The organism is Turicibacter sp. GALT-G1, assembly GCF_025594995.1.
GTDB lineage: Bacteria > Bacillota_I > Bacilli_A > MOL361 > Turicibacteraceae > Turicibacter > Turicibacter bilis.
This window is the reverse complement of sequence record NZ_JAMQUS010000007.1, coordinates 63,493-88,386: the sequence shown is the minus strand read 5'-3', so window position 1 is coordinate 88,386 and position 24,894 is coordinate 63,493. Positions and strand designations below refer to the sequence as shown.

Annotated in this window: 25 protein-coding genes and 1 other annotated feature; of the genes, 17 read left to right on the top strand and 8 right to left on the bottom strand. The window is 34.1% G+C overall.

Annotation, left to right across the window (positions count from 1 at the left end; all coding sequences use genetic code 11):
* Positions 1-10: 10 nt before the first annotated feature.
* On the bottom strand, positions 11-400 hold the full coding sequence (locus NEH74_RS01375; protein ID WP_055242202.1) for a (deoxy)nucleoside triphosphate pyrophosphohydrolase: 390 nt from the start codon (positions 398-400) through the stop codon (positions 11-13).
* A 205-nt stretch (positions 401-605) separates the two neighbouring features.
* Between NEH74_RS01375 and NEH74_RS01370 the strand changes: the two genes are divergently transcribed.
* Entirely contained in the window at positions 606-2,135 is a 1,530-nt protein-coding gene (locus NEH74_RS01370) for a hypothetical protein (RefSeq protein ID WP_055305388.1), read from the top strand.
* Between the two features lie 169 nt (positions 2,136-2,304).
* On the opposite strand, the gene NEH74_RS01365 is transcribed toward NEH74_RS01370, so the two are convergent.
* The gene (locus NEH74_RS01365) at positions 2,305-2,565 is read right to left on the bottom strand and encodes a hypothetical protein (protein ID WP_055275364.1); all 261 of its coding nucleotides are present in this window, start codon (positions 2,563-2,565) and stop codon (positions 2,305-2,307) included.
* Between the two features lie 134 nt (positions 2,566-2,699).
* Positions 2,700-4,487 carry a glycerophosphodiester phosphodiesterase gene (locus NEH74_RS01360; protein ID WP_055305389.1) on the bottom strand — a complete coding sequence of 596 codons (1,788 nt, stop codon included), beginning with the start codon at positions 4,485-4,487 and terminating at the stop codon, positions 2,700-2,702.
* Between the two features lie 458 nt (positions 4,488-4,945).
* Here NEH74_RS01360 and NEH74_RS01355 point away from each other — a divergent pair, with 458 nt between their 5' ends.
* From NEH74_RS01355 to NEH74_RS01320, 8 genes are all read left to right on the top strand, one after another.
* A complete protein-coding gene (locus tag NEH74_RS01355; protein WP_055275368.1) occupies positions 4,946-5,257 on the top strand; it encodes a hypothetical protein in 312 nt (103 codons plus the stop codon).
* Positions 5,258-5,562: 305 nt separating this feature from the next.
* On the top strand, positions 5,563-5,997 hold the full coding sequence (locus NEH74_RS01350) for a hypothetical protein (protein WP_055275370.1): 435 nt from the start codon (positions 5,563-5,565) through the stop codon (positions 5,995-5,997).
* 450 nt (positions 5,998-6,447) lie between these two features.
* The gene (locus NEH74_RS01345; RefSeq protein ID WP_055242216.1) at positions 6,448-6,726 is read left to right on the top strand and encodes a hypothetical protein; all 279 of its coding nucleotides are present in this window, start codon (positions 6,448-6,450) and stop codon (positions 6,724-6,726) included.
* Between the two features lie 193 nt (positions 6,727-6,919).
* Positions 6,920-7,140 (top strand) — a binding site (T-box leader).
* Between the two features lie 122 nt (positions 7,141-7,262).
* Positions 7,263-8,693, top strand: a complete 1,431-nt coding sequence (gene proS, locus NEH74_RS01340) for a proline--tRNA ligase (RefSeq protein WP_055305390.1) — start codon at positions 7,263-7,265, stop codon at positions 8,691-8,693.
* 420 nt (positions 8,694-9,113) lie between these two features.
* Positions 9,114-9,290 (top strand): hypothetical protein, encoded by a 177-nt coding sequence (locus tag NEH74_RS01335; protein WP_172676267.1) that lies wholly within the window; start codon positions 9,114-9,116, stop codon positions 9,288-9,290.
* A 426-nt stretch (positions 9,291-9,716) separates the two neighbouring features.
* The gene (locus NEH74_RS01330) at positions 9,717-10,463 is read left to right on the top strand and encodes a DeoR/GlpR family DNA-binding transcription regulator (RefSeq protein WP_055305391.1); all 747 of its coding nucleotides are present in this window, start codon (positions 9,717-9,719) and stop codon (positions 10,461-10,463) included.
* Complete coding sequence (gene pfkB / locus NEH74_RS01325) at positions 10,460-11,380, top strand: 1-phosphofructokinase (RefSeq protein WP_055305392.1); 921 nt, start codon at positions 10,460-10,462, stop codon at positions 11,378-11,380. The genes NEH74_RS01330 and pfkB overlap by 4 nt, the downstream gene beginning before the upstream one ends.
* A 15-nt stretch (positions 11,381-11,395) precedes the next feature.
* Positions 11,396-13,303, top strand: a complete 1,908-nt coding sequence (locus tag NEH74_RS01320) for a fructose-specific PTS transporter subunit EIIC (RefSeq protein WP_055305393.1) — start codon at positions 11,396-11,398, stop codon at positions 13,301-13,303.
* Between the two features lie 96 nt (positions 13,304-13,399).
* Here the strand turns inward: NEH74_RS01320 and NEH74_RS01315 are convergent, their stop codons facing one another.
* Positions 13,400-14,029 carry a hypothetical protein gene (locus NEH74_RS01315; protein ID WP_055275378.1) on the bottom strand — a complete coding sequence of 210 codons (630 nt, stop codon included), beginning with the start codon at positions 14,027-14,029 and terminating at the stop codon, positions 13,400-13,402.
* Between the two features lie 279 nt (positions 14,030-14,308).
* Between NEH74_RS01315 and NEH74_RS01310 the strand changes: the two genes are divergently transcribed.
* The 6 genes from NEH74_RS01310 to NEH74_RS01285 all read left to right on the top strand — a co-directional run bounded on the left by NEH74_RS01310 (position 14,309) and on the right by NEH74_RS01285 (position 18,821).
* Positions 14,309-14,899, top strand: coding sequence for a glycosyltransferase family 32 protein (locus tag NEH74_RS01310; protein ID WP_055305394.1), 591 nt, complete (start codon positions 14,309-14,311; stop codon positions 14,897-14,899).
* 137 nt (positions 14,900-15,036) lie between these two features.
* The gene (locus NEH74_RS01305) at positions 15,037-15,501 is read left to right on the top strand and encodes a DMT family transporter (protein ID WP_317452422.1); all 465 of its coding nucleotides are present in this window, start codon (positions 15,037-15,039) and stop codon (positions 15,499-15,501) included.
* Entirely contained in the window at positions 15,479-15,859 is a 381-nt protein-coding gene (locus tag NEH74_RS01300; protein WP_411040359.1) for an EamA family transporter, read from the top strand. Before NEH74_RS01305 ends, NEH74_RS01300 begins: the two co-directional genes overlap by 23 nt.
* Positions 15,860-15,962: 103 nt before the next feature.
* Complete coding sequence (locus tag NEH74_RS01295; RefSeq protein WP_055305395.1) at positions 15,963-16,535, top strand: hypothetical protein; 573 nt, start codon at positions 15,963-15,965, stop codon at positions 16,533-16,535.
* A 168-nt stretch (positions 16,536-16,703) separates the two neighbouring features.
* On the top strand, positions 16,704-17,510 hold the full coding sequence (locus NEH74_RS01290) for a CPBP family intramembrane glutamic endopeptidase (RefSeq protein WP_055305396.1): 807 nt from the start codon (positions 16,704-16,706) through the stop codon (positions 17,508-17,510).
* A 57-nt stretch (positions 17,511-17,567) separates the two neighbouring features.
* Positions 17,568-18,821: a chloride channel protein gene (locus NEH74_RS01285; RefSeq protein WP_238581284.1), complete on the top strand. Its 1,254-nt coding sequence runs from the start codon at positions 17,568-17,570 to the stop codon at positions 18,819-18,821.
* Positions 18,822-18,850: 29 nt separating this feature from the next.
* Here the strand turns inward: NEH74_RS01285 and NEH74_RS01280 are convergent, their stop codons facing one another.
* The 3 genes from NEH74_RS01280 to NEH74_RS01270 form a co-directional block, all read right to left on the bottom strand.
* Positions 18,851-19,609 (bottom strand): exodeoxyribonuclease III, encoded by a 759-nt coding sequence (locus tag NEH74_RS01280; RefSeq protein ID WP_055275386.1) that lies wholly within the window; start codon positions 19,607-19,609, stop codon positions 18,851-18,853.
* Positions 19,610-19,719: 110 nt separating this feature from the next.
* Positions 19,720-21,009, bottom strand: a complete 1,290-nt coding sequence (locus tag NEH74_RS01275) for a sensor histidine kinase (RefSeq protein ID WP_055305397.1) — start codon at positions 21,007-21,009, stop codon at positions 19,720-19,722.
* The gene (locus NEH74_RS01270; protein WP_055242238.1) at positions 21,002-21,685 is read right to left on the bottom strand and encodes a response regulator transcription factor; all 684 of its coding nucleotides are present in this window, start codon (positions 21,683-21,685) and stop codon (positions 21,002-21,004) included. Before NEH74_RS01270 ends, NEH74_RS01275 begins: the two co-directional genes overlap by 8 nt.
* Positions 21,686-22,085: 400 nt before the next feature.
* On the opposite strand from NEH74_RS01270, the gene NEH74_RS01265 reads away from it, so the two are divergent.
* The gene (locus NEH74_RS01265; RefSeq protein ID WP_055305398.1) at positions 22,086-23,396 is read left to right on the top strand and encodes a GNAT family N-acetyltransferase; all 1,311 of its coding nucleotides are present in this window, start codon (positions 22,086-22,088) and stop codon (positions 23,394-23,396) included.
* A 159-nt stretch (positions 23,397-23,555) separates the two neighbouring features.
* Here the strand turns inward: NEH74_RS01265 and NEH74_RS01260 are convergent, their stop codons facing one another.
* Positions 23,556-23,837 carry a helix-turn-helix domain-containing protein gene (locus NEH74_RS01260; protein ID WP_147614360.1) on the bottom strand — a complete coding sequence of 94 codons (282 nt, stop codon included), beginning with the start codon at positions 23,835-23,837 and terminating at the stop codon, positions 23,556-23,558.
* Between the two features lie 807 nt (positions 23,838-24,644).
* On the opposite strand from NEH74_RS01260, the gene NEH74_RS01255 reads away from it, so the two are divergent.
* On the top strand, positions 24,645-24,773 hold the full coding sequence (locus NEH74_RS01255) for a hypothetical protein (protein ID WP_262940953.1): 129 nt from the start codon (positions 24,645-24,647) through the stop codon (positions 24,771-24,773).
* Positions 24,774-24,894 lie beyond the last annotated feature (121 nt).

Here is a 24,894-nt window from a genome sequence, read left to right as displayed (position 1 = left end):
ACTCTTTTTGTTATTTCATTAGTTCATGGACAGCAGGAAGATCAGCGGGTGCCCAGTTTAATTTATTGAGTTGAGATTTTGACACCCAGCGTAATTCTGCGTGTTCATTAGCATTCGGTGTCCCCTGAACTAACTCGCAGAGGACGGTGATTAAGTTGACAAAAATGTGTTCATATTCATGCGTATAATCATTGAATACTTGAAGAGCTTTTATTGTACAGTCTAATTCTTCCTGAATTTCACGAATAACAGCATCTTCGATACTTTCATTAGGCTCAATCTTTCCACCTGGAAACTCCCAATAGTTCGGTAGGCTCATCTTGGGTGAACGAAGCGCACATAACACTTCATCACACTCATTGATGATAATAGCACCAACGACTTTGACTGTTTTTTTCATTTGTATCACCTGTTTATTAATAATAACCATTATATCATAAAAAGCGACGTTGGGAAAAAGATTAACATGTATGGAGTATCTGAATTAGGAGGTTAGTCTCAGTCATGATAGAAAAGAGGGAAAGTAACTTTCTAGTCATCACTTTACGAGCCATTCTTCCATATAATGAACTATATGAATAGTTTGAGACTAAAGGAGAAATCGTATGTTATGGTTTGAAAGATTAAATAAAATTCAAGGATTTGATATTAATGATCCAGCTAATGCAAGACAAAATAGTTATGCTTGGTCAATGGTGGAATTTGGAGATTATATTTATGTGGGAACTTGCAGGAATATGTTGATTTCTGCTGCTACTAGTTTTAGTGGTCAATTAAATCAAAATCCTATCATTACAACTGGAATCGATAATAACGCTGAAATTTGGAGATATAAAAAGGATGGAAGCTGTCCATGGCAACGAGTCTTTAAGACTAATTCTTCCGATAATAGTTATGGATTTCGAGCGATGATTACACATCAATCGGAGTATTCTTGTGCCATTTATGCCGCAACGATTGGTGAAGAGGTGTATGTCTTTAAAAGTGAGGATGGAGTACACTGGAAAAAATTATACACCCCTGAATTGGTTGGGACAAGCTCGAGAGCTTTTGCCTCTTTGAATGGTAGATTGTATATCGCCACATTGGATGAAGCCATAGGTGGAGGAATGCCATATTTATATTCAAGCCAAGATCCTGAATTTGAACCTTTTGAGTTAGTGATTAACCCTAATAGTCGTTCTTTTATTCCAAGCCAAAATCCAGTTGGTGGAGTTGATAGCTTACAAGTTTTTAATCATAAACTGTATGTAGGGATTGAGACTGAAAGTGGAGCTGAAATCTGGCGTTCGAATGATAGCTATCCAACCATGAATGATTGGACACTAGTTGCTGATAAAGGATTTGGAGATGCAATGAATCGAAATGTGATGTCTACTGGAGTCTTTAAAAATCATCTGTATATTGCTGTGACTAAAGAGTTACCATTAGCTTTATTTGCACCACTCGGCTTTGATTTAATTCGGGTTGATAAAAATGATAACTGGGAAGTTGTTGTAGGAGGGAAGCCATTACTTTCATCCTCTCCTTCGACTGGAAAAAGAAATAAAAGCATTTCGGGATTTAATTCAGGATTTAACAATATCTTTAATGTTTATGGGTGGCAAATTAAAGAATATGAGAATCATTTAATTCTTACCACATATGATGCTTCAACTAATGTACGACTCCTATATGAGGTGTTTCGTAAAAATAAAGAGCAATATATAGAAAATATGGGAATAGAGAATTATACAAAGATTGTTAGAGCATACTCAAAAATTTTATGCTTATTGAATAAATATAATTATCCCAAAGGATTTGATATTTATACATCCACCGATGGTTGTCATTTTACACCAAGAGTTTTAGATGGTCTACATGATCCATATAGTTATGGTGGAAGGACTCTATTGGTTAGTTGTGAAGATGAGTTGTATCTTGGAACAGCAAATCCCTATTGTGGATGTAATGTTTGGAAAGCGCGTTATGTCAACTCCAATTGCTACCATTCAAATGGTAACTTAAATACATACTTTAATAATTTGAATCAAATGAATGGTGAATTGCAAAAGGTTTATCCAGAGTTAATAGAAGCACTTGAGAACATGTTTACGTTACGAGCTCAGGCGACGAATCAACAAAGTGAAAATTAGAAGCAATCAATACAGCAAATTTAACTCTAATTAAAAAAGAATATTAGAACGTATATGAAATATAACCTATAGAATAGACACTATCAAACAATGGCTATTCTATAGGTTTTTTGGATAAGACGAATTGTTAATACAAATGCGATACTTTCTGATGAAATAGCTCGCTTCCCTACCAGAGGAGGATACCGCTTCGTGGGTAGGTGACCCATGCAGTTTTCTTCCCTAAACATTTTCGTGGTTGATGAATAATGAGACAGAATGTCTGATTAATCTCTTCATTATTAACTTGTGCTAAGTTTGTCTTCTTCTGCGAGAATTGTTCAAGAAGACCATTGGTATTTTCATTTGTAGTTTGTTGTGCTTCTTTAGTTAATGGACGTGATTGACCATGAACTCCAAAATCAGGTTTAGCATGTCGTATCCAATACATCGTCTTTATTAGATTATCCGCTTTTTTTAGTAATTTTATATGAAATATAGGTAGTGATCAATAGAGAGATGCTTCAATATAATAGAGATTTTTGAAATTCATAAAAACAGTGGTTTTTAGGAAAAAATCTTTTTTCATTGGTCAAAAAGGAGATCTGAAATGAATGAGATGTATGGATCACTAATATCAGTCAATTGATTTTGTAAGAGAACGGGATCATCAGTGACGATTCCATCGACCTGCATGGAAATCATGGATTGCATGGTTGATTCTTTATTGACAGTCCACGCATAGATTTGTTTTCCAGAACGATGAATCTGATCAATTAAAGCATATGAAATAAATGAGGCTTCGATGGAATAATAGTCGACATCCTCAAGATCTTGGTAATCGCCATAAGCTAACGCAGTGATGTAGACGGTTTGAATTTTTGGATTAATCATTTTGACAGCTTGTAAAACACGATAATCCATCGCCCCGATGAGACATTCTTTTTCCATGTTATATGCTTCGATGAGTTCAATGACTTTCCGTGCGACATCAACGGGATGATCTTTTGCTTTAATTTCAATCATCAACGTAATCTGACCTTTACTACGTTGTAGGACTTCTTCAAGCGTTGGAACCGGTTCGCCGTCAAATTCTGAAGAGAACCAGTTTCCCGCTTCAAGTGTTTGAATGTCTGAATAAGTGGCTTCACTGACTTTTCCATTAAAGCCAGTTGTTCGTTTGAGATTGGCATCATGCATTAAGATAATTTCACCATCTTTTGTTTGTTGAACATCAATTTCTGCCATATGGGCGCCACTTAATATGGCGTAGTCTAAGGCGGCTAATGTATTTTCAGGTGCATGAGTAGCTGACGCTCGATGAGCAATGATTTGCATTTCATCAGATAAGTGTTTATTAACATTGTAAAGATTATCTGGACTAATGAGCTCCCCAACTAATAGGCTTAAAATAAGAGTTGTACTTGCTAATAGAATGGGATGTTGGCGCTTTGAAGCATAGCCTGAAGAGAGGTGAGGGATAAAACTATGAGGTGATTGAACATATAATGTGGTTATAAAAGCACAAGTTCCAATTAGGAAGAGACTTGGAGCGATGATGGTTAACATGTTTTTAATCATTAAGGAAGCGTTAAAAAAGACCATCATGGCTTTCGATGATGGAAGTATTACTTTAATGACAAGTGCACAACTGAAAATAAAAAATCCATAAACGGTCATAAAGCCAATCGCGACTAATAATGACCACCTTATTAGTAAGGGGATAAGCTGACGAACGTTCTTTTTTGTCAGTTGAAGGCTTTCCTGACAAGCGGATAAAACAGATGTTTTTTTATAAATAAAAATCGGAAAAGTGAAAATAAAGTGAAGGCATAATAATTCAATGAGGACGATAAAAACGAAATACATCGGATGTAAGGGAGCCCTTTGATAAATGAAGTCAAATAAAAATTCAGTCATCGAGGCACCATCTAAAAAGACAAATTTAAAAACAAAGGCGGATACTGGAATGAAAAAAATTAAAGGAAATAGCAATATAATATTCTTAGGATAAAGGATCGTACAGGATTGTTTAATACTTTGTTCAATTAATCTAAAAATAGAAGGTCTCTGTTGATAAATAGCACATTGAATGAGAATGAAAATGGCCTGAATTTCAAAAAAGAAATAATAGCCTAAACAAAGAATCATTGAAAAACCTAGAATAAGGGTAGAGGGGGAAAAGATAAAGTGATAGATGATGCTAGGACTTAAATAAGTTAAATCGGCTTGTTGCATCATTGAGGTTAAAATTGAAAAAAACATAGGGATAATGACGACTAAAGCAAAGAATTTATGAATAAGTTCAAATAATAAGAGGGTCAGCCAATTCCATTTTATATAGTATAATGTTTGTTTAATCAGATGAAGCATTCTCTTGTCCTCCCTATCCGCCGTAATGCTTAATCATATGCAGAAGATTTAATTAATTTGCTTCATGATGAAAAGATTTAATCAAAGACATAATGAAAGTGAGTGGTCTTTGATTTGTCATAACGAGTTCTTGAGGGGATTGACCTATCTTTTAGACAGAACAGAGTAAAATTAACTTACTTGAAATTTTTAGAGTAAAACTAGCTTGAAAGAGGAAGTTAGAAAGTTCAATCATTGTTTACTAATTGACTAAATATTAGAGGTTATAGTTTATAGTATGACCCTATATGTGTTGAATCATGAGATAATATTAGATAATGTGTTATAAAATTAGGCAGTAAGGGATAAAAATAAAGAGTAAAGTTTAGTCATTCTTAATCTATAATAGATGAAATAGACTTTGAGTTTAGATGTAGTTCTTGTATAATAGAAATTATAACAAATAAGTGAGGTTAAATATGAGAAAACGTTATTATACTAATTTTGAATTTTACTATGATGAAAATACGATGGACATTCCGCAGCATATTCTAGAAAGTGAACAATTATCAGATGCAGCTAAAAATATTTATATTTACTTCATCTATTTAATCACTGAAAATGTAGAAGATGTTTTAGATGCACTCAGCCGAATTGATGAGGCGAAAAAGGATTTAGAGCCAGGACTTGAGGAACTTTTAGCTTGTGGATTAATTAAAAATGAGATTAAAACGAATGAAGCAGGCGAAGAAGAAGTACACTATATTGTTACAAAAGAGATGAATGAGTAAGCGTTAAGCTTACTTTTTTTATAAGGAAGAAGTGAAACGGAATTAGGAATCGTTATTATTGAAGGGGTATTATCTTTTTCTTCACCATTTATTTTGCCTATTTTACCGGTCTACTTAAGTCTATTATCAAATAGCACCAATGAAAATGAAACTAAGACAAGTTTTTTTATTCTGCCGTTAGTTTCCGTTTAAGCTGTTTTAGAACTTTAAGTTTAACGTAGCAAATGAAAGAGGTTATTTATTTCGAGATAGTAGCAATTGCTCTCATTTTTCATAAAATAAGATGAAAAGTTAGGAGTGATAGAATGAATTATTCAAATATTCGAATCGTCAATCAACCTTTCAATCCAGCTCTTGGGTGGACAACTATCAATCAAGGACCAAATAGTATTCAAATTCCATCAAGACCCCCATTTTATGGGCCTAGCATAGGAAATAATATGCCATCAAGTGGAGGTTCGCAGCCTTCTGGTAGTCAAATGATGCCAACAACGCCAGCTCCAAATTTTACGCCTCAAAAAAATCAAAATCAATTTAGTACCTTTGCAATTGATGCAGGTAGTATTAGCGGCTGCTTATATCGATGGGTATATATTTGGCCATCACGTTCAAATCAAGGATTTTGGCTTTATTTAACGTATGTAGGTCGCAGAAGTATTGCTGGTTTTAGAGCATCAGGATGGGGATTTAGTTATTATGGAATGGATGTTAATCAAATTGATTCGTTCCAGTGCTATTAAGATAGAACCTTTCTAACCATTCGGTTAGGAAGGTTTTTTAATAGTAAAATATTGAAAAATTAAAAGAGTTGGTGCAACAAAGACGTTAATAAGAGCAAAGCATTTAAAAAGAGGTGACATCGTTGCAATGGTCAGTTGACCATAGCGAGATGCTGGTGATGAGGGTATTTATTGAGGTATCTTCAAGGAAAAATATTGGAATAATTTATATTAAATATCATTGAAATGCGGTATACGTTAGCGCAGTCAGGATTAGTGGATAAAATTCGACAAAACTAGGCGTTATAACGCTCTCATCTTATGGGGAATAGAGTTTTATAAAATTGTGTACGTTTTCACATAGTTTCATTGAGTTTTTTTTCACAAAGTTATTGTTCAAAAATTCACAACATGCTATAATGAAGACATCAAGGAAAATATGAATAAAAAACATGAGAGGGGTTTTCTAGCATGAGAACTGAGAAAGAATTTATCAACTATATTAATGAATGTCCAACAAACGTTAAAATCCGAGGAAACCGACAAAGTATCATCTTATCTTGTGAAGATACTGAGGTAAAATTCCCAGTGGTTGATCATATTTATACACGTTTTGTGTGCTCATTATCACATGCAGAAATATTATCAATGGGACGATTAGAAGAAATTACGATAGAAGGATTAGAGGCATTAGCGATGGCAGCTATGAATCGAAAAGCATCAAGCTTTGACTTAGCATTCCAAGCTTAAGTAAAATAAAAAAATAGTAAAAATAGAGCGAATCAAGCTCTGTTTTTTTGATTGATTCGTATTAATGGTATATCCATTTTAAGGAAAACAAGGGTAGTGGATGAGAATAAAAACGTTTTATTTAACTGTAAAAATGAAAAAAGTCGAAAAAAAGACTTTACAATTCGAAATTTATTAGCTAAGATGAATACAAATATTCGCGTTGAAGAAGAATAGTAGAGATTACCCTTTTTTGTAGAGAGAGAATGGTTGGTGAAAATTCTCAAAAAGGAATCTTGAACCAGCTTTGGAGCTCTGTACCGAAAGATTGAGTAAGCTACAGCGGTTGATCTCGTTATCGATTTTAAAGATATGATGATAGAGCCATGGACTATGATCATAATTAGGGTGGTACCGCCGTTTTTGGCCCCTTACTTGGGGAGCAAAGCGGCGTTTTTTTTGTATACAGGAAACGCCGAGATGCCCCTTAAACTAGATGAAAGATAAGGATGAACCTTATCTACGAACTTAATTTAGATTTTAGGGAGTGACGTAACATGAGTAAGAAATTTGTTCAAGCCATTACTGCGATTGATGAAGATTTTGCGCAGTGGTATACCGATGTTGTAAAGAAAGCAGAATTAGTTGATTATTCGAGTGTAAAAGGGTGTATGATTGTCCGTCCATATGGATATGCCATTTGGGAAAACATTCAAAGCTATTTAGATAAAAAATTTAAAGAAACAGGGCATGAAAATGTTTATATGCCAATGTTAATTCCAGAATCACTATTACAACGTGAAAAAGATCATGTCGAAGGATTTGCACCGGAAGTAGCCTGGGTGACACATGGTGGAAATGAGAAGTTAGCAGAACGATTAGTCGTTCGTCCAACGTCAGAAACTTTATTCTGTGATCATTATTCAAAAATTGTTCAAAGTTATAATGATTTACCCAAAAAATATAATCAATGGTGTTCGGTTGTTCGCTGGGAAAAAACAACGCGCCCATTCTTACGTACCACTGAATTCTTATGGCAAGAAGGTCACACCGTTCATGCGACGGCTGAAGAAGCTCAAGAAGAAACCTTGTTAATGTTAGATACTTATGCCAAAATGTGTGAAGAATTCTTAGCCATTCCAGTGATTAAAGGGCAAAAAACAGAAAAAGAAAAATTTTCTGGAGCCCATTCAACGTATACGATTGAAAGCTTAATGCACGATGGAAAAGCATTACAAAGTGGAACATCACATAATTTTGGAACCGGATTTGCTAAAGCCTTTGATATTAAATTTGCAGATAAAGATTCTGAAATGAAATATGCACATCAAACATCATGGGGAGTGACAACACGTTTAATCGGTGCGATTATCATGGTACATGGAGATAGTTCAGGTCTTGTTTTACCACCTAAAGTAGCGCCAACACAAGTCGTTATTATTCCAATTGCCGCACACAAAGAAGGAGTGATTGAAAAAGCGAATGAATTACAAGCACGCTTAGCAACTGTCGCTCGTGTCAAATGTGATACATCTGATAAAACACCAGGATGGAAGTTTAGTGAATATGAAATGAAAGGAATTCCTGTTCGTGTAGAAATCGGGCCAAAAGATATTGAAAATCATCAAGCAGTCTTGGTTCGTCGTGATACACGTGAGAAAATCGTCGTATCACTCGATGAATTAGAAATAAAAGTTGCAGAATTACTAGAAGATATCCAACGTCATTTATATGCAAAAGCTTTAGCGAAGCGTGAAGCGATGACATATACAGCGAAGACGATGGATGAATTAAAAGAAAATGCACAGAATCGTCCAGGTTTCACAAAGGCTATGTGGTGTATGAATCAAGCTTGTGAAGATAAAATTAAAGAAGAAGTTGGATTTACATCACGCTGTATGCCATTTGTCCAAGAAGAAATTTCACAAACGTGCGTCTGCTGTGGAAAAAAAGCGAAGACGATGGTTTACTGGGCCAAAGCTTACTAATGATTCTATTTTTAAAAGCCAAGCTATCGATATTTAAACATTGAACAAGTGAGAAAATAACAAGAAAATCAAAGCGGGAAAAATTAATCAATATATAAGAAGCAGTAAAGTTTTTACGATGGAAAACTCTTTATTGCTTCTATCGTTATCTGATGTTTCTAACATTTTGAAACTTTAACTTTGACGCCAATCATATAAATGATTTATTAATTTTATATATATACAAACAGAAATGTAATTCATAGTTTTAACGCACACTTTGTTGTATATCTCTTTTAGCACTTAGATACTTTTTAATCTAGCTAAAATTTTTCTTGGTATGAAAAACTTATCTGTTTCTATATAGTTTAAAATTTTATGCATATTTTAACAACTTGCTTCTTATAATGTGATATCAAACCATTAAAGGAGCTAATAATCATGAAAAAATTTGAATACCGATTAGAGGAATTACATATTGATATTAAATCAGCTTTAAATCCAGTATATACTGAGCTTCATGATCAGCTTGAAGAAAAATTAAATGAACTTGGAAAAGAAGGATGGCGTCTTTGTGGTGTCAATGGTTGCTTATATTATTTTGCACGGGAACTTTAGTCCTATATAATAAGGATAACAAACATAGAAATTAAGGGGAAAAATTAATTTAGCTTTATTTAGAAGAAGTATTAAGTGTGTCTCACTTGTTACTATCCTTTAAATAAAGCTTTTTTTTATAATAATTAAACATCTGGTGATCAGAATAAAATAGATTCAATGAGTGAATGAAAGATGAAAATGAAGGTTTTAAAAAGAAAAATGAATGAAAATGAGTGATCTCATAGTAATTTATGTAGCTATAATCTATTTAGATTGTTATCGTGATTTGTTTTGAATGAAAATGAATGAATTTGATTGAAAAGGATTGACTTTTGTAAACGTTTTTCTTATAATAGAAATGTAATCAAGTTAAAACATTCGAAAAAATGAGTTTAGTTAATAATATCATTAATAATTGGGTAAATTATGAGATGAGGTGAAAAAGTGATTACGGAAGAACGACATCAATTGATTGTATCTGAATTAAAGCAAAAAGGATCAGTGAGAGTCGCAGACCTTGTTGAAAAATTTAATATTTCTGAATCCACGATTCGTCGTGATTTAGTTCAATTAGAGGCATTAAATTACTTGAAACGTGTACACGGTGGTGCTGTACCAGTACAAAATAAATTTGTTGAGAAAAGCTTTAATGATAAATCACATCAATTTGTTACACAGAAGGATTTAATCGCTCAGTATGCTGCTTCATTAGTCGCCGAAGGAGATAGTATTTATCTTGATTCCGGAACAACGACTTATGAAATGATTAAATATCTAAAAGATAAAGAGATTGTAGTGGTGACAAATGGGTTATCACATGTTGAATCGCTAATTGAATGTAATATTCCTTGCTTCGTCCTTGGTGGAAAAGTCAAGCAAAAAACAAAAGCGGTTGTTGGATATGAAGCTATTTCAGCCCTCGGTCGTTATCGTTTTGATAAATGTTTTATGGGAAGTAATGGTGTTCATTCATTACATGGATTTACAACGCCTGATCCAGAAGAAGCAATGATTAAGGAAAATGCTATTAAAGCGTCAAATAATGTCTTTATCTTGGTCGATGATAGTAAGTTTGGAGAGGTCAGTTTTACACGATTTGCAGAAATAGGTGAGGCAACCATCATTACAAATGGTGACGATGATTTGACTCAATATCAAGATAAAACAACAGTGAAGGTAGTGAGAAAATGATTTATACAGTAACACTAAATCCTTCCATTGATTATGTTGTAAACATGGATCAATTAACGGAAGGTGTAGTTAATCGAGTAAGCACAGAACATTTTTATGCAGGTGGAAAAGGAATTAATGTTTCACAAATTTTAAATCAGCATGAGATTGATAATGTAGCACTTGGCTTTATTAGTGGATTTACAGGTGATTTTATAAAAGGTAGTCTTCAAGAAAAAGGGATTAAAACAGACTTTATTCAGTTAAAAGAGGGATATTCACGTATCAATATGAAAGTAAAGACGCTATCTGATGAGACGGAAATCAATGGATCAGGACCAAAGATTTCAAAGGAAGAGATTGGAAAATTATATCAACAGTTAGATCGCTTAACATCTGAAGATACACTGGTGCTAGCTGGAAGTATTCCTGCTTCATTACCGGATGATTTTTATGAACAAATCATGAAATATGTAGAAGCAAAAAACGTGAAGGTTATCGTTGATGCGACAAAAAACTTATTATTAAATGTCTTAAAATATCGACCATTCTTAATTAAACCCAACCATCATGAAATTGCTGAAATGTTTAATGTAACCATTTCTAGTACAGAAGACTTGTTACATTACGGAAATCAGTTAAAGGAAATGGGTGCCCAAAATGTTTTAATCTCAATGGGGGGCGACGGTGCGATTTTAATCTCAGAAACTGGAGAGATTTATCGCAGTAATGTTCCAAAAGGAACGGTTAAAAATTCAGTTGGTGCAGGGGATTCAATGGTAGCTGGATTTATTGCAGGTTACCAAAAGCATCATAGTTATGAAGAGGCATTACGATTAGGGGCTGCAAGTGGAAGTGCAACAGCTTTTTCAAGTGATGTGGCAACCCGAGAGTATATTGATGAATTGGTATCAGAAATTAATGTAACCAAATTATAAAATGGAGGTTAAATGATGAGAATTACAGACTTATTAAGTAAACAGTCAATCACCCTAGATTTAAAAGCAACTAATAAAATGGCTGCGATTGATGAGTTAGTTGATTTAGTTCATGCAAGTGGAAACTTAAGCGATAAGGAAGAATATAAAAAAGGAATTATTGCGCGTGAAGAGCAAAGTACAACAGGAATTGGCGAAGGAATCGCTATTCCACACGCCAAAACGAAAGCGGTTAATAAAGCTTGTTTAGGAGCCGCTGTTAGTCAATCAGGGGTGGATTATGAATCATTTGATGGAAGTTTAGCTCATTTATTTTTCATGATTGCAGCCCCAGATGGAGCGAATAATACACACTTAGAAGTGTTATCTCGTTTATCAACGATTTTAATGGATGAAGATTTCCGTAAAAATTTAATGAATGCCAAATCAGTCGATGAGTTCTTGTCATTAATTGATGCAAAAGAAACAGAGTCTTTCCCTGAAGAAACAGAAGAACAAAAAGATGATTTTTATGAAACTCCCAAACGCGGAGATGCTAAATATCCTCGTGTTTTAGCGGTTACAGCTTGTCCAACAGGAATTGCCCATACGTTCATGGCGGCAGAGGCATTAAATAAAAAAGGTGCTGAGATGGGAATCTCGATTAAAGTTGAAACAAATGGATCAGCAGGAGCTAAAAATGTTCTAACAAAAGAAGAAATTGAACATTGTGATGCGATTATCGTCGCAGCCGATAAAAAGGTTGAAATGGCACGTTTCAATGGTAAAAAAGTCATTCAAACAAAAGTAGCAGATGGAATTCATAAATCAGAGGAGTTAATCACTCGTGCGATTAATGGAGATGCTCCAATTTATCATAGTGCAGAGGGTTCAAGTGACGTTGAAGAAGAATCAAATGAAAGTTTAGGACGTCAATTATATAAACACTTAATGAACGGTGTTTCAAATATGCTACCTTTCGTTGTAGCAGGAGGGATTTTAATTGCCTTAGCCTTCTTATTCGATGATCGCGCAATTAATCCAGCTAATTTTGGATCAAATACCCCATTTGCAGCCTTCTTTAAAATGGTTGGAGATGCAGCGTTTGGATTCTTATTACCTGTTTTAGCAGGATTTATTGCCGTAAGTATTGGTGATCGCCCAGCAATGGTCGTAGGATTTGTTGGAGGGTTATTAGCGAGTACAGGTGGAGCAGGATTCTTAGGAGCTTTACTTGCAGGGTTTATTGCTGGATATTTAGTATTAGGTTTACGTAAAGTCTTCTCATTCTTACCACAATCACTTGAAGGAATTAAACCGGTATTATTATATCCATTATTCGGGACACTTTTAATTGGTGTGATTATGACATTTATTATTAATCCACCAGTTGCTTTCGTTAATAATGCGTTAACAGGATTCTTAAATAGTTTAGGAACAAGTTCAGCAGTTATTTTAGGGATTGTAGTAGCGGGTATGATGGCAATCGATATGGGAGGACCATTTAATAAAGCCGCTTATGTCTTTGGGATTGCTTCATTAGAGTCAGGAAATGAAGCGGTTATGGCAGCGGTTATGGCCGGAGGGATGGTACCACCACTTGCCATTGCTTTAGCGACAACATTCTTCGGAAATCGATTTACAAAACAAGAACGTGACTCAGGAAAAGTTAACTATATCATGGGATTATCATTCATTACTGAGGGGGCGATTCCATTTGCAGCCGCAGATCCATTAAAAGTGATTCCTTCATGTGTCATTGGTTCAGCTGTTGCAGGGGCATTAACGATGATTTTTGGTTGTACGTTACCAGCTCCACACGGTGGAATCTTTGTTTTACCAGTAATTGGAAACTGGTTCATGTATTTAGTAGCTATTTTAGTTGGCTCAATTGTTGGAGCGGTGATTCTAGGATTCTTAAAACGTTCAAAAAATGAAGCATAGCTAGCGCTAAAAAGCTTGAGATCAATGTGTCTCAAGCTTTTTATTATGACATAATAAAAAGCTATCGTCATAGATAGCTCTTAAGGTTAATGATTATTAGCAATCTTTTAATTGTCCATTAGCAATTAAGAATTCTTTAAATAATGGAAGTTTAACGATTAATTCATCACAAAATTGACGCCATTCAGGTAAACGATGATTATGGCGTTGTGACCAGATGTTCATTAATTGTAGATAATTCGTTGAAATACGTCCCGTCATTTTTAAGCCAGCAGGTGTTGAGTATAGAAGTTTTAAATAATCTTCTTTTGATTTTGTTTCGTTATAAACTTGTTGAAGTTCTTTTAAACGCTCAATAATGACTGAGTCCGTATATTCATTAAACGCTGCTTCTAAATCAAATTTACTAATACGATGCATTGTACTCATCCCTGTAATGATATCCGCAAAGTGATAACGCTGAAATTCAATCCAAGCTTTATTTGTAAAAGTAATGTCCATATTAACAACAATTCCTTTAGCAAATGAACAGTGTCCACTATTTAGAGGAGCTTTTAATAATTTTAATGCGCGCGCATAGTGACGATTTTCACCATTAATCTCTTCCTTTAAAAGGCTTGCTTGTTCAATACAGTGTTGTTCATCATATTCTTCGATCATTGCATAACCACTTGAAATAAGAGTCTCTTCTAAATCATAGACACGAAAATTTGTTATAACATTCATTACGTTTCTCTCCTCTTTTTTTGTAAAATGATATATCATTTTCTTGAATTCAGTCATTTAAGAACGAATAATCTCGAACTAAATGATAACTTGAAACCTTAAGTTAAGCAAGATGAAATAGTTTACAATTTAGATTATTTTCTTGAGTTTAAAATAAAAGATTTCAAATGTGAAAAGAAAGGTAAAGGAAGTGATTGAAAAATGAAAGTGTTGTTAAAAATGTCGAACTTTTTTAATAGAGTTGCATAAACTAATAGAAAAGGAAAGGAGGAGATCAACATGAGTCAAATGATTCCTAAAATTATTCATCAAATATGGATTGGCGATTCAGAAATTCCTAAACAATGTTTACAGTATATCGATTCATGGAAAAAACATCATTCAGATTGGGAGTATCGATTATGGACTGATGAAAATATGATTAAACTCCAGAATCAAGAGCTTTATGATTCAACGACAAACATTCGACAAAAAGCGGATATCGCGCGATATGAATTACTATATCGTTTTGGAGGAGTTTATGTGGATATTGATATGGAATGTTTCAAAAACATTGAGCCATTGTTAGATGGGGTTGAATTTTTTGTCGGTACTGAAGATGATTTTTATTTTTCAAATGAATTGATGGGCTGTGTTCCTTATCATGAGCTCATGTGTGAATTAGTTGAAGGAATACCTGCTTCTATAAAGTCTGATTATAATTTGACGATTGATGAGCAGAGTGGACCAATTTATATTACGAAATATTTGTTATGGATGCCTCAAGTTACAGTTGTTGAACAGGAAATTTTTTTTCCAGAACAAAGTTGCCAAGCTAATCTTAAAAAAAGTTATGCCGCTCATCGGGCTAAATTATTAGCCTCTCTTTAGGGGGAGTTAGACATCCTTTAAGTGTTAGTCAATTCTCTTGATTCCATCTCATAAATTTGATATTCTTCTTTAAAGATTAATATTTGAAAGGATATCAATAATATGAGAAAACATTATGGGGTTTTAGCAACTCTTTTATCAGCTTTTATATTTGGATTTACCCCATCTTAGCAAAGTGGACTTATATAGGAGGAAGCAACGCCATTAGCCTGACATTTTATCGCTCATTTATGGCGCTTCCTGTCTTGTATATTATTCTAAACAGTCGAGGAGTTTCATTAAAGATTACCAAAAAAGAAGTCATGCATTTATTAATGGTGGGTGGCTTAGGACAAGCTTTAACAACGTTAACATTGTATGCATCGTATGATTATTTATCAGTTGGAATGGCAACGACGTTACATTTTATCTATCCTATTTTTGTGGTACTGGTAGGTGTTTTATACTATCATGAGTCATGGTCACCTGCCAAAATTATTGCTATTGGTTTAGCGATTTTTGGGATGTTGACTTTTATTGATCAAACAGGGGATATTAGTTTCATAGGCGTTTTCTTAGCATTTTTATCAGGCGTAACCTATGCTTTTTATATCTTATATTGATAAGAGTGGCTTAAAACAGATGGATCCATTTAAATTGACCTTTTATTTAAGTCTAGTGGTGTCCATCTGTGTCTTTATTTATGGAATTTCGACACAAACCTTGGCATTCTCATTAACACCGGGGGCTTGGTTTTTGACACTTATGATAGCATTACTTGTAACAGTAGGTGCTGTAGCTTTACTTCAAATTGGCATTCGATTAATCGGAAGTACAAAGGCCTCTATTTTATGTTTAGCTGAACCGATTACAAGTGTTGTTTGTGGAGTAGTATTATTAAATGAACAACTTTCAATCATGAAACTGATTGGTTGTGCATTTATTTTGCTATCGTCCTATTCGATTACAAAAGATAAATAAAAATATCTCACAAGTGTGAGATGTTTTTTTTATGCATGACAGAGATAGACAAGTTCCTTCTTTTTCACATGGTAAAATAAGAGAATATGAAGGGGGAAGCATGATGAAAAATCCTAAATCATTTACAACATTTTTGGAAGGATTTAATTTGGGGGCTATTTTAGCATTAATTTCACTAGGTGGAGCCTTGTTAAATAGTCAGACCATTCAGATATATAGTTTGATCCTAATTTTAATCGTAACGAATGGTATCGTTGTTGGAGTGGTTCGGCAGTATTTATTAATTCAATTGACTTTAACAAAAAACATGACTCGGTCATTTAAACAATCGAAAAATCAAGTTCCAGGCCGATTATTAGAGATGAGAAATTATAAACTTGCAGATACATTAAAGTTATTGGTCGGAATTAGTGCTAGGTTACGGATGAATATGTGTGGTGTTTTAGTTTTAATGTTGCTACTCCTGTTAACATTATTTTTACCAACCATTTATACCTATCGATTGGCCTCAGACATGATGATGTTTAGCTTAATGTGGAGTTTTATATTTATCATTTATACGTTTAAAATTATTGGAGAGATCAATCACAATTATCATTATCTACAAAATCAAATTACTTATTTATTAGAGATACATCAATTTAATCGAGCAGAGATGAGACAAAAGCAAAGTTAGTGGACTATCTATTGGGTTAGATGGTCTTTTTTTATTGTTAGTGATTAATAAAGTGCATATACTATTAATAAATCATCCACTTTTAGTGGAGGAAATGACTTAGGGATTGAAAGAGTTTTGGATAGAGGAGAGTCAATTCATGTTCGAGGGGATAAGGGGGGAGTAGCATTGAAAAGTGAATTTTCAAAAGTCACTATTTTTCGCGCCATTATAGGATGTGGAATCATCCAAGTTTTGATGGCGATGATGAGTCAATGGATGAGTGCAAGTGCCGTGATAGAATTATCTTGGGGAGTGGAAGCCATTTGTTATTTTATGATGAGTGCTTATATCGTTTGGCAGTCAACTTATCGTTTGAAAACTTTTAAAAAAGATATAGAAGGGTTGCAAAATAAAGAGTTACTTTTGTGTGTTTTACTCGTTTTTATGACTCAATATTTTATGTCAGTAGGAGGTTATCAAGTTGTTTTAAGTATCCTTTTTTATACGAACGAGAGGTTAGCGATTCAAGTTTATGAAGAACCTTTACTTCGCTTTAGTAGCCAGCAAGATTTATTATTTGCGTGTATCACTGTCTCGATTTTAGTACCCATCTTTGAAGAGTTTCTATTTCGTGGAGTGATTCTGTCCCGATTCATGAATTGGTTTTCAATGATAGGAGCGTTAGGTCTCATGGCGCTTTGTTTTGGTGTTCTTCATGGGGTTGATTTCATCGGAGCAATCATATTTGGATTTTTATGTGGAATGCTATATCTCAAATTCGAAAATATTTGGGCTCCTATTTTAGTTCATCTTTTAAACAATGCGTTAACTTGCTTATCCTTTTCGTTAAGGCAAGAGGTTCATCCATCATTAGCCACCTTGACTCAAAGTTATATTGATCATCAGTTTAAAGAGGGATTAGTATTGTTAAGCGTAGGAATGATATTGTTATTTTTCACCATAAAACGATTGAATTTAGTACGTCTCGAATAGAGACGTTTTTTGTTGGGGAGAATAGAAGCAGTTAATCGATTAAAAAGGGTGATAGTTGTGAATGAAAAACAATCAGTGATTCAATCAATTAAAAAATACATGGTTCCACTATTTCGTTGGATCGGATTGAGTTTATTTATGGGAATTCCAGTGGGAATTATCGTTGGTTTTTTTAAACAGGTGTTAAGTTTAGCTAATCAATATCGTGCTGATCATCCATGGTTAATTTATGGACTCCCTTTCGCAGGGATATTGATTAGTTATTTATATGTCAAAGCAGGCCGAAATGCATATACAGGAGAAAATTTATTAAAGTCTGAAGTGATGCAAGCCTCAAAAGATATTCCTATTTATATGGTTCCTCTTGTCTTTTTTGGTTCCCTTTTAACGACTTTTTTTGGAGGATCGGCTGGAAAAGAAGCAGCGGGGATTGCGATGGGAGGGACACTAGCCGATGCCATTGCTCATCGTTTTAAATTAAGTGAGGAGGAACAACGAACACTCGTCGTGATAGGTGTTGGAAGTGGATTCGGCGTATTATACGATGTACCGCTAGCAGGAGCCATTTTAGGCATGGAATTAGTGCTGAAAGGGAAATTTCATTATGAAGCGTTGGTTCCTGCTTTTGTAAGTAGCGTTGTCGCGAATAAAGTGGCATATCTTTTAGGAGATCAAGCAATTGTTTATCCAGCATTGGACTTAGGTGGTTTTTCATTGCTATTAATTGTGAAGTTAATCGGTTTAGGAATTTTGTTTGGAGTTGTTTCGATTTTATTTAATATTGCGCTAGATACAGCACCTAAAGTTTATAGTCGATTAATCAAAAATCCAGTCGTTAAAGGGATTGTAGGGGGATGTTTAACGATTGTATTATTTTGGATTGCAGGGGATAATTATAATGGCTTAGGCCAATCTTTTATTGCAAAGTCGTTTGAAGAATCTGTGAGTTTGATGGAATGGATTTGGAAAATTATCTTTACGGCTGTAGCATTAGGTTCAGTCTTTCAAGGTGGGCGTGGAAATCCAATCTTTTTTGTGGGAGCGACCTTTGGGAGTGCCATCGCTCCTTACTTTAATCTCAGTATTCCCTCTGTTGCCGCGTTAGGGATGATCGGTGTATTTTGTGGAGCTGCTAGTTTACCCTTAACCGGAATAGTTATGGCAATCGAGTACTTTGGTGCGAATGAAGTGATGGCCATTATTCTTGTCATGACCATCACTTATATGATTTCCGGGTTTTATGACCTTTTTAGTACTAACAAACTTGCGAAAGGAAAAAAGGAACTATTTGAAGCACAAATTAAATCATAAATGAAAAAAGATAGGTATCCCTATCTTTTTTAGTTGGCTTTTAACGTTAGACCGACCGGACAGTGATCAGAACCTAAAATTTCAGGATAAATACAAGCATCTGCTAAGCGATCGGTTAACTTGGCTGATGCAATAAAGTAGTCAATACGCCATCCAACATTTTTAGCACGAGCATTCGCACGGTATGACCACCATGAATAGCATTCTTCTTTTGTTGGATAAAAGTGACGGAACGTATCAACAAATCCAGCATTTAAAAGATGTGTCATTTGGTTACGCTCATCAGGTGTAAATCCAGGATTTTTCGTATTTGTTTTTGGATTTTTTAAATCGATTTGTTGGTGAGCGACATTTAAATCACCACAAATAATCACAGGTTTTTTAGTCTCTAAATCTGTTAAATACGAACGGAAATCTTGCTCCCATTGCATACGATACTCTAAACGAGCAAGTTCATTCTGTGAGTTTGGTGTATAAACCGTAACTAAATAAAAATCTGAATACTCTAATGTAATCACACGTCCTTCTTGATCGTGTTCTTCCATCCCAATTCCATAAGCCACCGATAAAGGTTCATGCTTCGTAAAAATGGCTGTTCCCGAATACCCTTTTTTTATAGCATAATTCCAATACTGATAGTATCCATCCAAGTCTAAGTTGATTTGTCCTTCTTGTAGCTTTGTTTCTTGAACACAGAAGAAGTCGGCATCAACCTCGTTGAAAAAGTCTAAAAATCCTTTTTTGACACAGGCACGTAGCCCGTTTACATTCCAAGAGATAAACTTCATTCTCATCTTCCTCCTTTTTCGATAAGTTTACCGTAAATCAGTCAAAAAGTCCAATTGGATGATTGAGAATCTATGTAAAAAGATCGATCAATGAGATCGACCTTTTGGGTTTAATATAATTTAAAACGTTTATGAATGGGTTTTGTCGGAAGTGTAACACGAAAGGTGGTTAAGCCATTTACAGTACTGGTGACTGAAATCTTTCCTTGATGTTGGTCAATAATTGATTTGGCAATGGCTAATCCAAGACCATATCCTCCCGTTTCTCGTGCTCGAGAAGAATCGACTCGATAAAATCGTTCAAAAATTTTATGAAGATGTTCTCTAGGAATTCCTTCACCTTCATTGCTAATTTCTAATTGATAAATAGCTCCAATTCGATGAAGATTTATTTCGATTTTTGTCTGAATAGGGGCGTGTTTAAGGGCGTTATCAAGGAGAATAACAATGACTTGTTGTAAACGTGCTTCTTCACCGGTATACATGAGGTTGGGTTCGATGTTCATTTGAAGCTCTTTTCCAGATTCAAAGATGAGGGATTCGAATGGAAGGATGACATTCATAATCGATTCACTTAAATTAAAAGAGCTTGATTTTATAAGAGATTCATTGTTATCTACTTTTGTAAGATAGAGGAGATCACTGACTAGTTTAGACATACGCTCAGTTTCTGATTGGATATAATCCATCCATTTTTGTTCACTACGAATGGTGTGATCTTTATTGGATAAAAGGATATCAGTGGTCGTTTGGATAACAGTCAGTGGTGTTTTCAGTTCATGAGAAGCATCGGCTACAAATTGTTGTTGTTTTTCCCAAGCGAGAGCAATCGGTTTAATGGCCCAATTCGCTAAATAATAGCTAATGATGGTAAGAATAACAATGCTAACGCCTCCAATTGCTACAAGAACGACAATCAATTGGGATAAGGTAGCAAGTTCGGTCGAACGATCAAGAAAGACAATTAGTTTGCTGCCATTAGGACGAACGTGTATTAAATAACGTAATTTTAAGTCATTAAAAGAAATAATCCCAGTGTCCTTGTCAGATGAGAGTACTTGTTCAACTAATTGTTCAGGATTACTTAAATTGGTTTCTTCCGGCATGTTTGATATCGTTTTAATGAGATGATTGGAGCTATCTAAAAGAAGGGTAAAACTTGAGCGCATTAACGTTTGATTAATAGGCACTGGATTTCTTTTAAGAGGGGCATTAAAATCTTTAAATGGCGTTCTCATAATTATTCCCTCATTTTGAGCGATTTGCTCCATGACTTTAATTGCTTGGACTTTTCCTGATTGATACATGAGATAATAAGTACTGCTAAAGATGGCAAAGAAAATCGTTAATAAAATCGATAGATTAATCCAAATGAAGCGATGTTTTAATTTTTTAATCATTTGTTGTTACTCCAAGGCAATATCCAACCCCGCGAACTGTTTTGATACAAACAGAGGATTTAATAAATTGAAGCTTTTTACGAAGGAATGAAATATAAACCTCTACGTTATTATAGTCAACATCTGCATCATATCCCCAAACTTTTTCGATTAATAGCTCTTTAGTCACAATCTGATTCCCATGATTCATTAGACAAGAGAGAATATTAAATTCTTTTAATCCAAGTTGAACTTTTTTCTCCTGACACCAAAGCTCATGAGTTGAAAGGTTAAGTTGACTATCTTCAAATTTAAGGCAGTCATCTGTCACCACTTCACCTTGACGGCGTAATAAAGCACGAACACGAGCGAGCAATTCTTCTGTTGCAAATGGTTTGGTCAAATAATCATCGGCCCCTAAATCGAGTCCGTGAACTTTATCTGAGATCTCATCTTTTGCTGTTAGAAACAACACTGGTGTTACAATGTTATGTTGACGAAGTTCTTTTAAAAGCTCAAATCCGTTTAGTTTTGGGAGCATGACATCTAAAATGATTAAGTCATAAATTCCACTTAGTCCGTAGTCTAGTCCAGTAGTTCCATCGTAGAAAATATCAACTATATATTTTTGGCTTTTTAAAATTTGCCCGATAGCGTCGGCTAATCGTCTTTCGTCTTCTACTAGTAAAATCCTCATATTTGTCACCTCTTTTTTTATTTTAGCACAGATATCTTAAAACAATCTGAAAGAAAAAAGAAGATTGAGAAAATATATAAGAAGTAGTCATTTTTACAATTTTTGTTGTTAGTTTCTATTCAGCATAGTTTAAGGTGTTCATTTAAAGGTAAGAGTTACAAAAAATTATCTACTTCTACCTAGAAGGTGAAAATATGATGGTGGCTAGATCAAAAAAGATTATACATTGCAAGTCATCATGAGAAAGAAAAGGAATAAAAAGCAAATAGAAGATTTAATTTGATTTGATTGATTAGTATTTTACTTAGTTTTCATTTAGAGATACATAAAACCTATCGAAAAGCATAAGATTAAGATAGAATGTAAACGAATAACTTGTACTGAAATGGGAGAGTTCAAGATGTATTTACACACGAGTCACTGTTACTTAGTAAAAAATAAAAGTCAAAACCTTCTCGTTGATGAGTGGGACCAATTACCGTATCCACTCATTCAACCAGAAGATAATCTCTTATATTTAGAGTGGAGTATTATTTTAGATGAAACTGAAAAACAAGTGGGGACTATTGCTTTGAAACAATTACCAGATATGGTGACTTTTGAAATGATTTATCATGTTGATCGAGAGAAAATAGGATTAGATTTAATGGAGGAACTATTAAAATTACAGATTGATTATTCTTTTAACTCTCTCAAAATTCAACGATTAATGATTCAAGTCCGCGCCATCAACTTTGATATGATTCGTATTTTAAGACGACTCGGGATGCGGTTAGAGGAAAAAACAATGATTCATGATTGTACTTTAGTCACCTATACATTAACTAATTATCAACAATTACCCATGATGAAAATGCGTTCATCTAGTTTAGTGCATAGTCAAGTGCTACAATTTGTTAAAAATGAAGAAGAGATTCGAATTTTAATGCAAACCGGTTTACGTCTTAATCGAAATGCGCCGATTGACTTAATGCGTGATTATCATTACCGTCTTTTTGTTAATGAAGAAACTTTTTTAGATTATTTAAATTGTACCGATTGGATGCATCAGTTTGGTGATATAGTGATTGTTAAAAAAACAATTCTTTCAAAGTCTGCTTACTTATTTCAAATACAATTTCAAGATGGAGTGAGATTGGATTTAGAATTTATTTCACTTGTTAATTTATGGGGAGCTGTTTACGAAGAAACATTATGTCGAGTCATTTTAGATAAAGATGGCCTCTTACCTCCTCTTGATGATCCTAACGATAGTGCCCATTATCTTCAATGCCCAACTGAAGAAGAGTTTAATCAGTTATTAAATGACATTTGGTGGTATCAAATTGAAGTGGCGAAAGCAATGTATCGAGATGAAGTTACTTTAGTTAGTTCTATTTATGAAGAAATGTTACTTGAACGAGTTACGACACTATTAAGTTGGAAAATTGGGCTGAAATATGAATGGAAAATAGATTTAGGACGAAAAAAACGATGGTTAAAACGATATTTACCTGAAAGTATATACAATGATTACCTACATTTATATCCAAATAAATGCTATAACTCAATATGGGATCGTTTATTTTTCATGGGGTCATTTATTCAAAAAATAGCGATTGAAATTGCTCAAACTTTAGGCTATGATTACGATCAATCGCAAGGTGAGATAGTCACGAAGTTTTTACATCGAATTAATTCATTACCTGATAATGCGACAGAATTTAATTGAGAAAAGACATCAGTACTCAATCTGAGGAGCGTTGAGTAAAGCCTCTATCAACTTCAGACGTTAGTTATTGGATAATTTTTCGCTTAGCTTTCGTTTTCTAACTCCAGGGTTCCAATCCGTACGCCTTGCACTTTTTTAGGATTCAATCTCGATTCTTAATCATTTAACGTCTTCTAATGGTTGTTCGCAAGTTAATGATTTCGTTTCTTTCGGTTGATTTGGGTTTGTCATGTCGTATCGAGGCCTTCCTTTCGATCTAAATAAAGCCTCGATCCCAGCCTTAAGAAATTTCGTATTCCAATTGGCGATTGTTCTAATCTCTGAAACTTCAAAGTGATTTGCAGTCATACTATATGAGGCACCTGTTGTTTTCATATCGTTTAATACATTTAACTTAAATTTACCAGCATATGTTTGTTTTGTACCAATTCTTTTCCCCATATAGTTTGTGTTGCCTCACCTATTCCTGAATTTGTTTCGTACTTAGGATTTTATCTTTCTAATCAAGGGAAGTATAACTTGAAGATTCTTCTAAATGTTTGTCCTTTAAATTCTAAGTTATATTTCAACATGAAAATACCCCGTAACATTAGAGTTTTAAGTCTAATATTTGGGGTGTACATCACATCGGCTTAGTTTATCAGTTTTTGTCAATGACGAAGTTCTTTTTAATTCGATAATCTTAATTAGACTTGATTTTTAGTGTCTTTCTCAAATAAGTTATTGTTTTTTATGAATAAAGAAACGACAAGACTGACGGTGAGGCAGTATGAGAGTGTAAAAATAATATTCAATCCATTGAAAGATGTGAGTAAATCTTTAATATCATTAACAAATATAGGTTATTTATGTAAAATGTGAGATAGATATGTTAAAATAAGAGTAAAACTAAATGAATAGTAATCATGAATCATGGGGGAATTAGATGATTGAACTTTTAATATTACTGGTAATGATAGTTGTTGTTATATTTTCGATTTTTTGTTGTGGTTGTATAATTGGTTTAACTCAATTTTTGCTTAAGGTCACAGCTTTAACAAAGGTTGCTTGTGCCTTTATGTTGTGTACAATAGCCATCATTCTCTTTTTAATGATCGGTTACCTTATTCGGATGATGGTTAGTTTGGTCACATATTTGACTGAATCATCCAATCATTTTAATTTTTAACGTCGCTTGAGCGACTTTTTTGTTTTTAAGGGATATTAAAGATTTTAAACGTATTAATAGGTGAGAAATGGGATGAGAAGATGGAGGAAACAAAGACATTTGTCATTAATGGATTTAAAATAGATATTACATCAATCACACTAACAGATGGGGCAAGAGATGCAAATGTAAATAGCCTTAATGAAGGACAAACTATCCCTTTAAGGTAAAGTTTAATGAATTTAATCAAGGAGATAATTGCTTACTTGATTTAGGATTAAGTGATACAAATGAAAAGAATCCATTATTTTTGCTCTATCAAACGACAGATTCTCCAAATGGTGAGGGCAG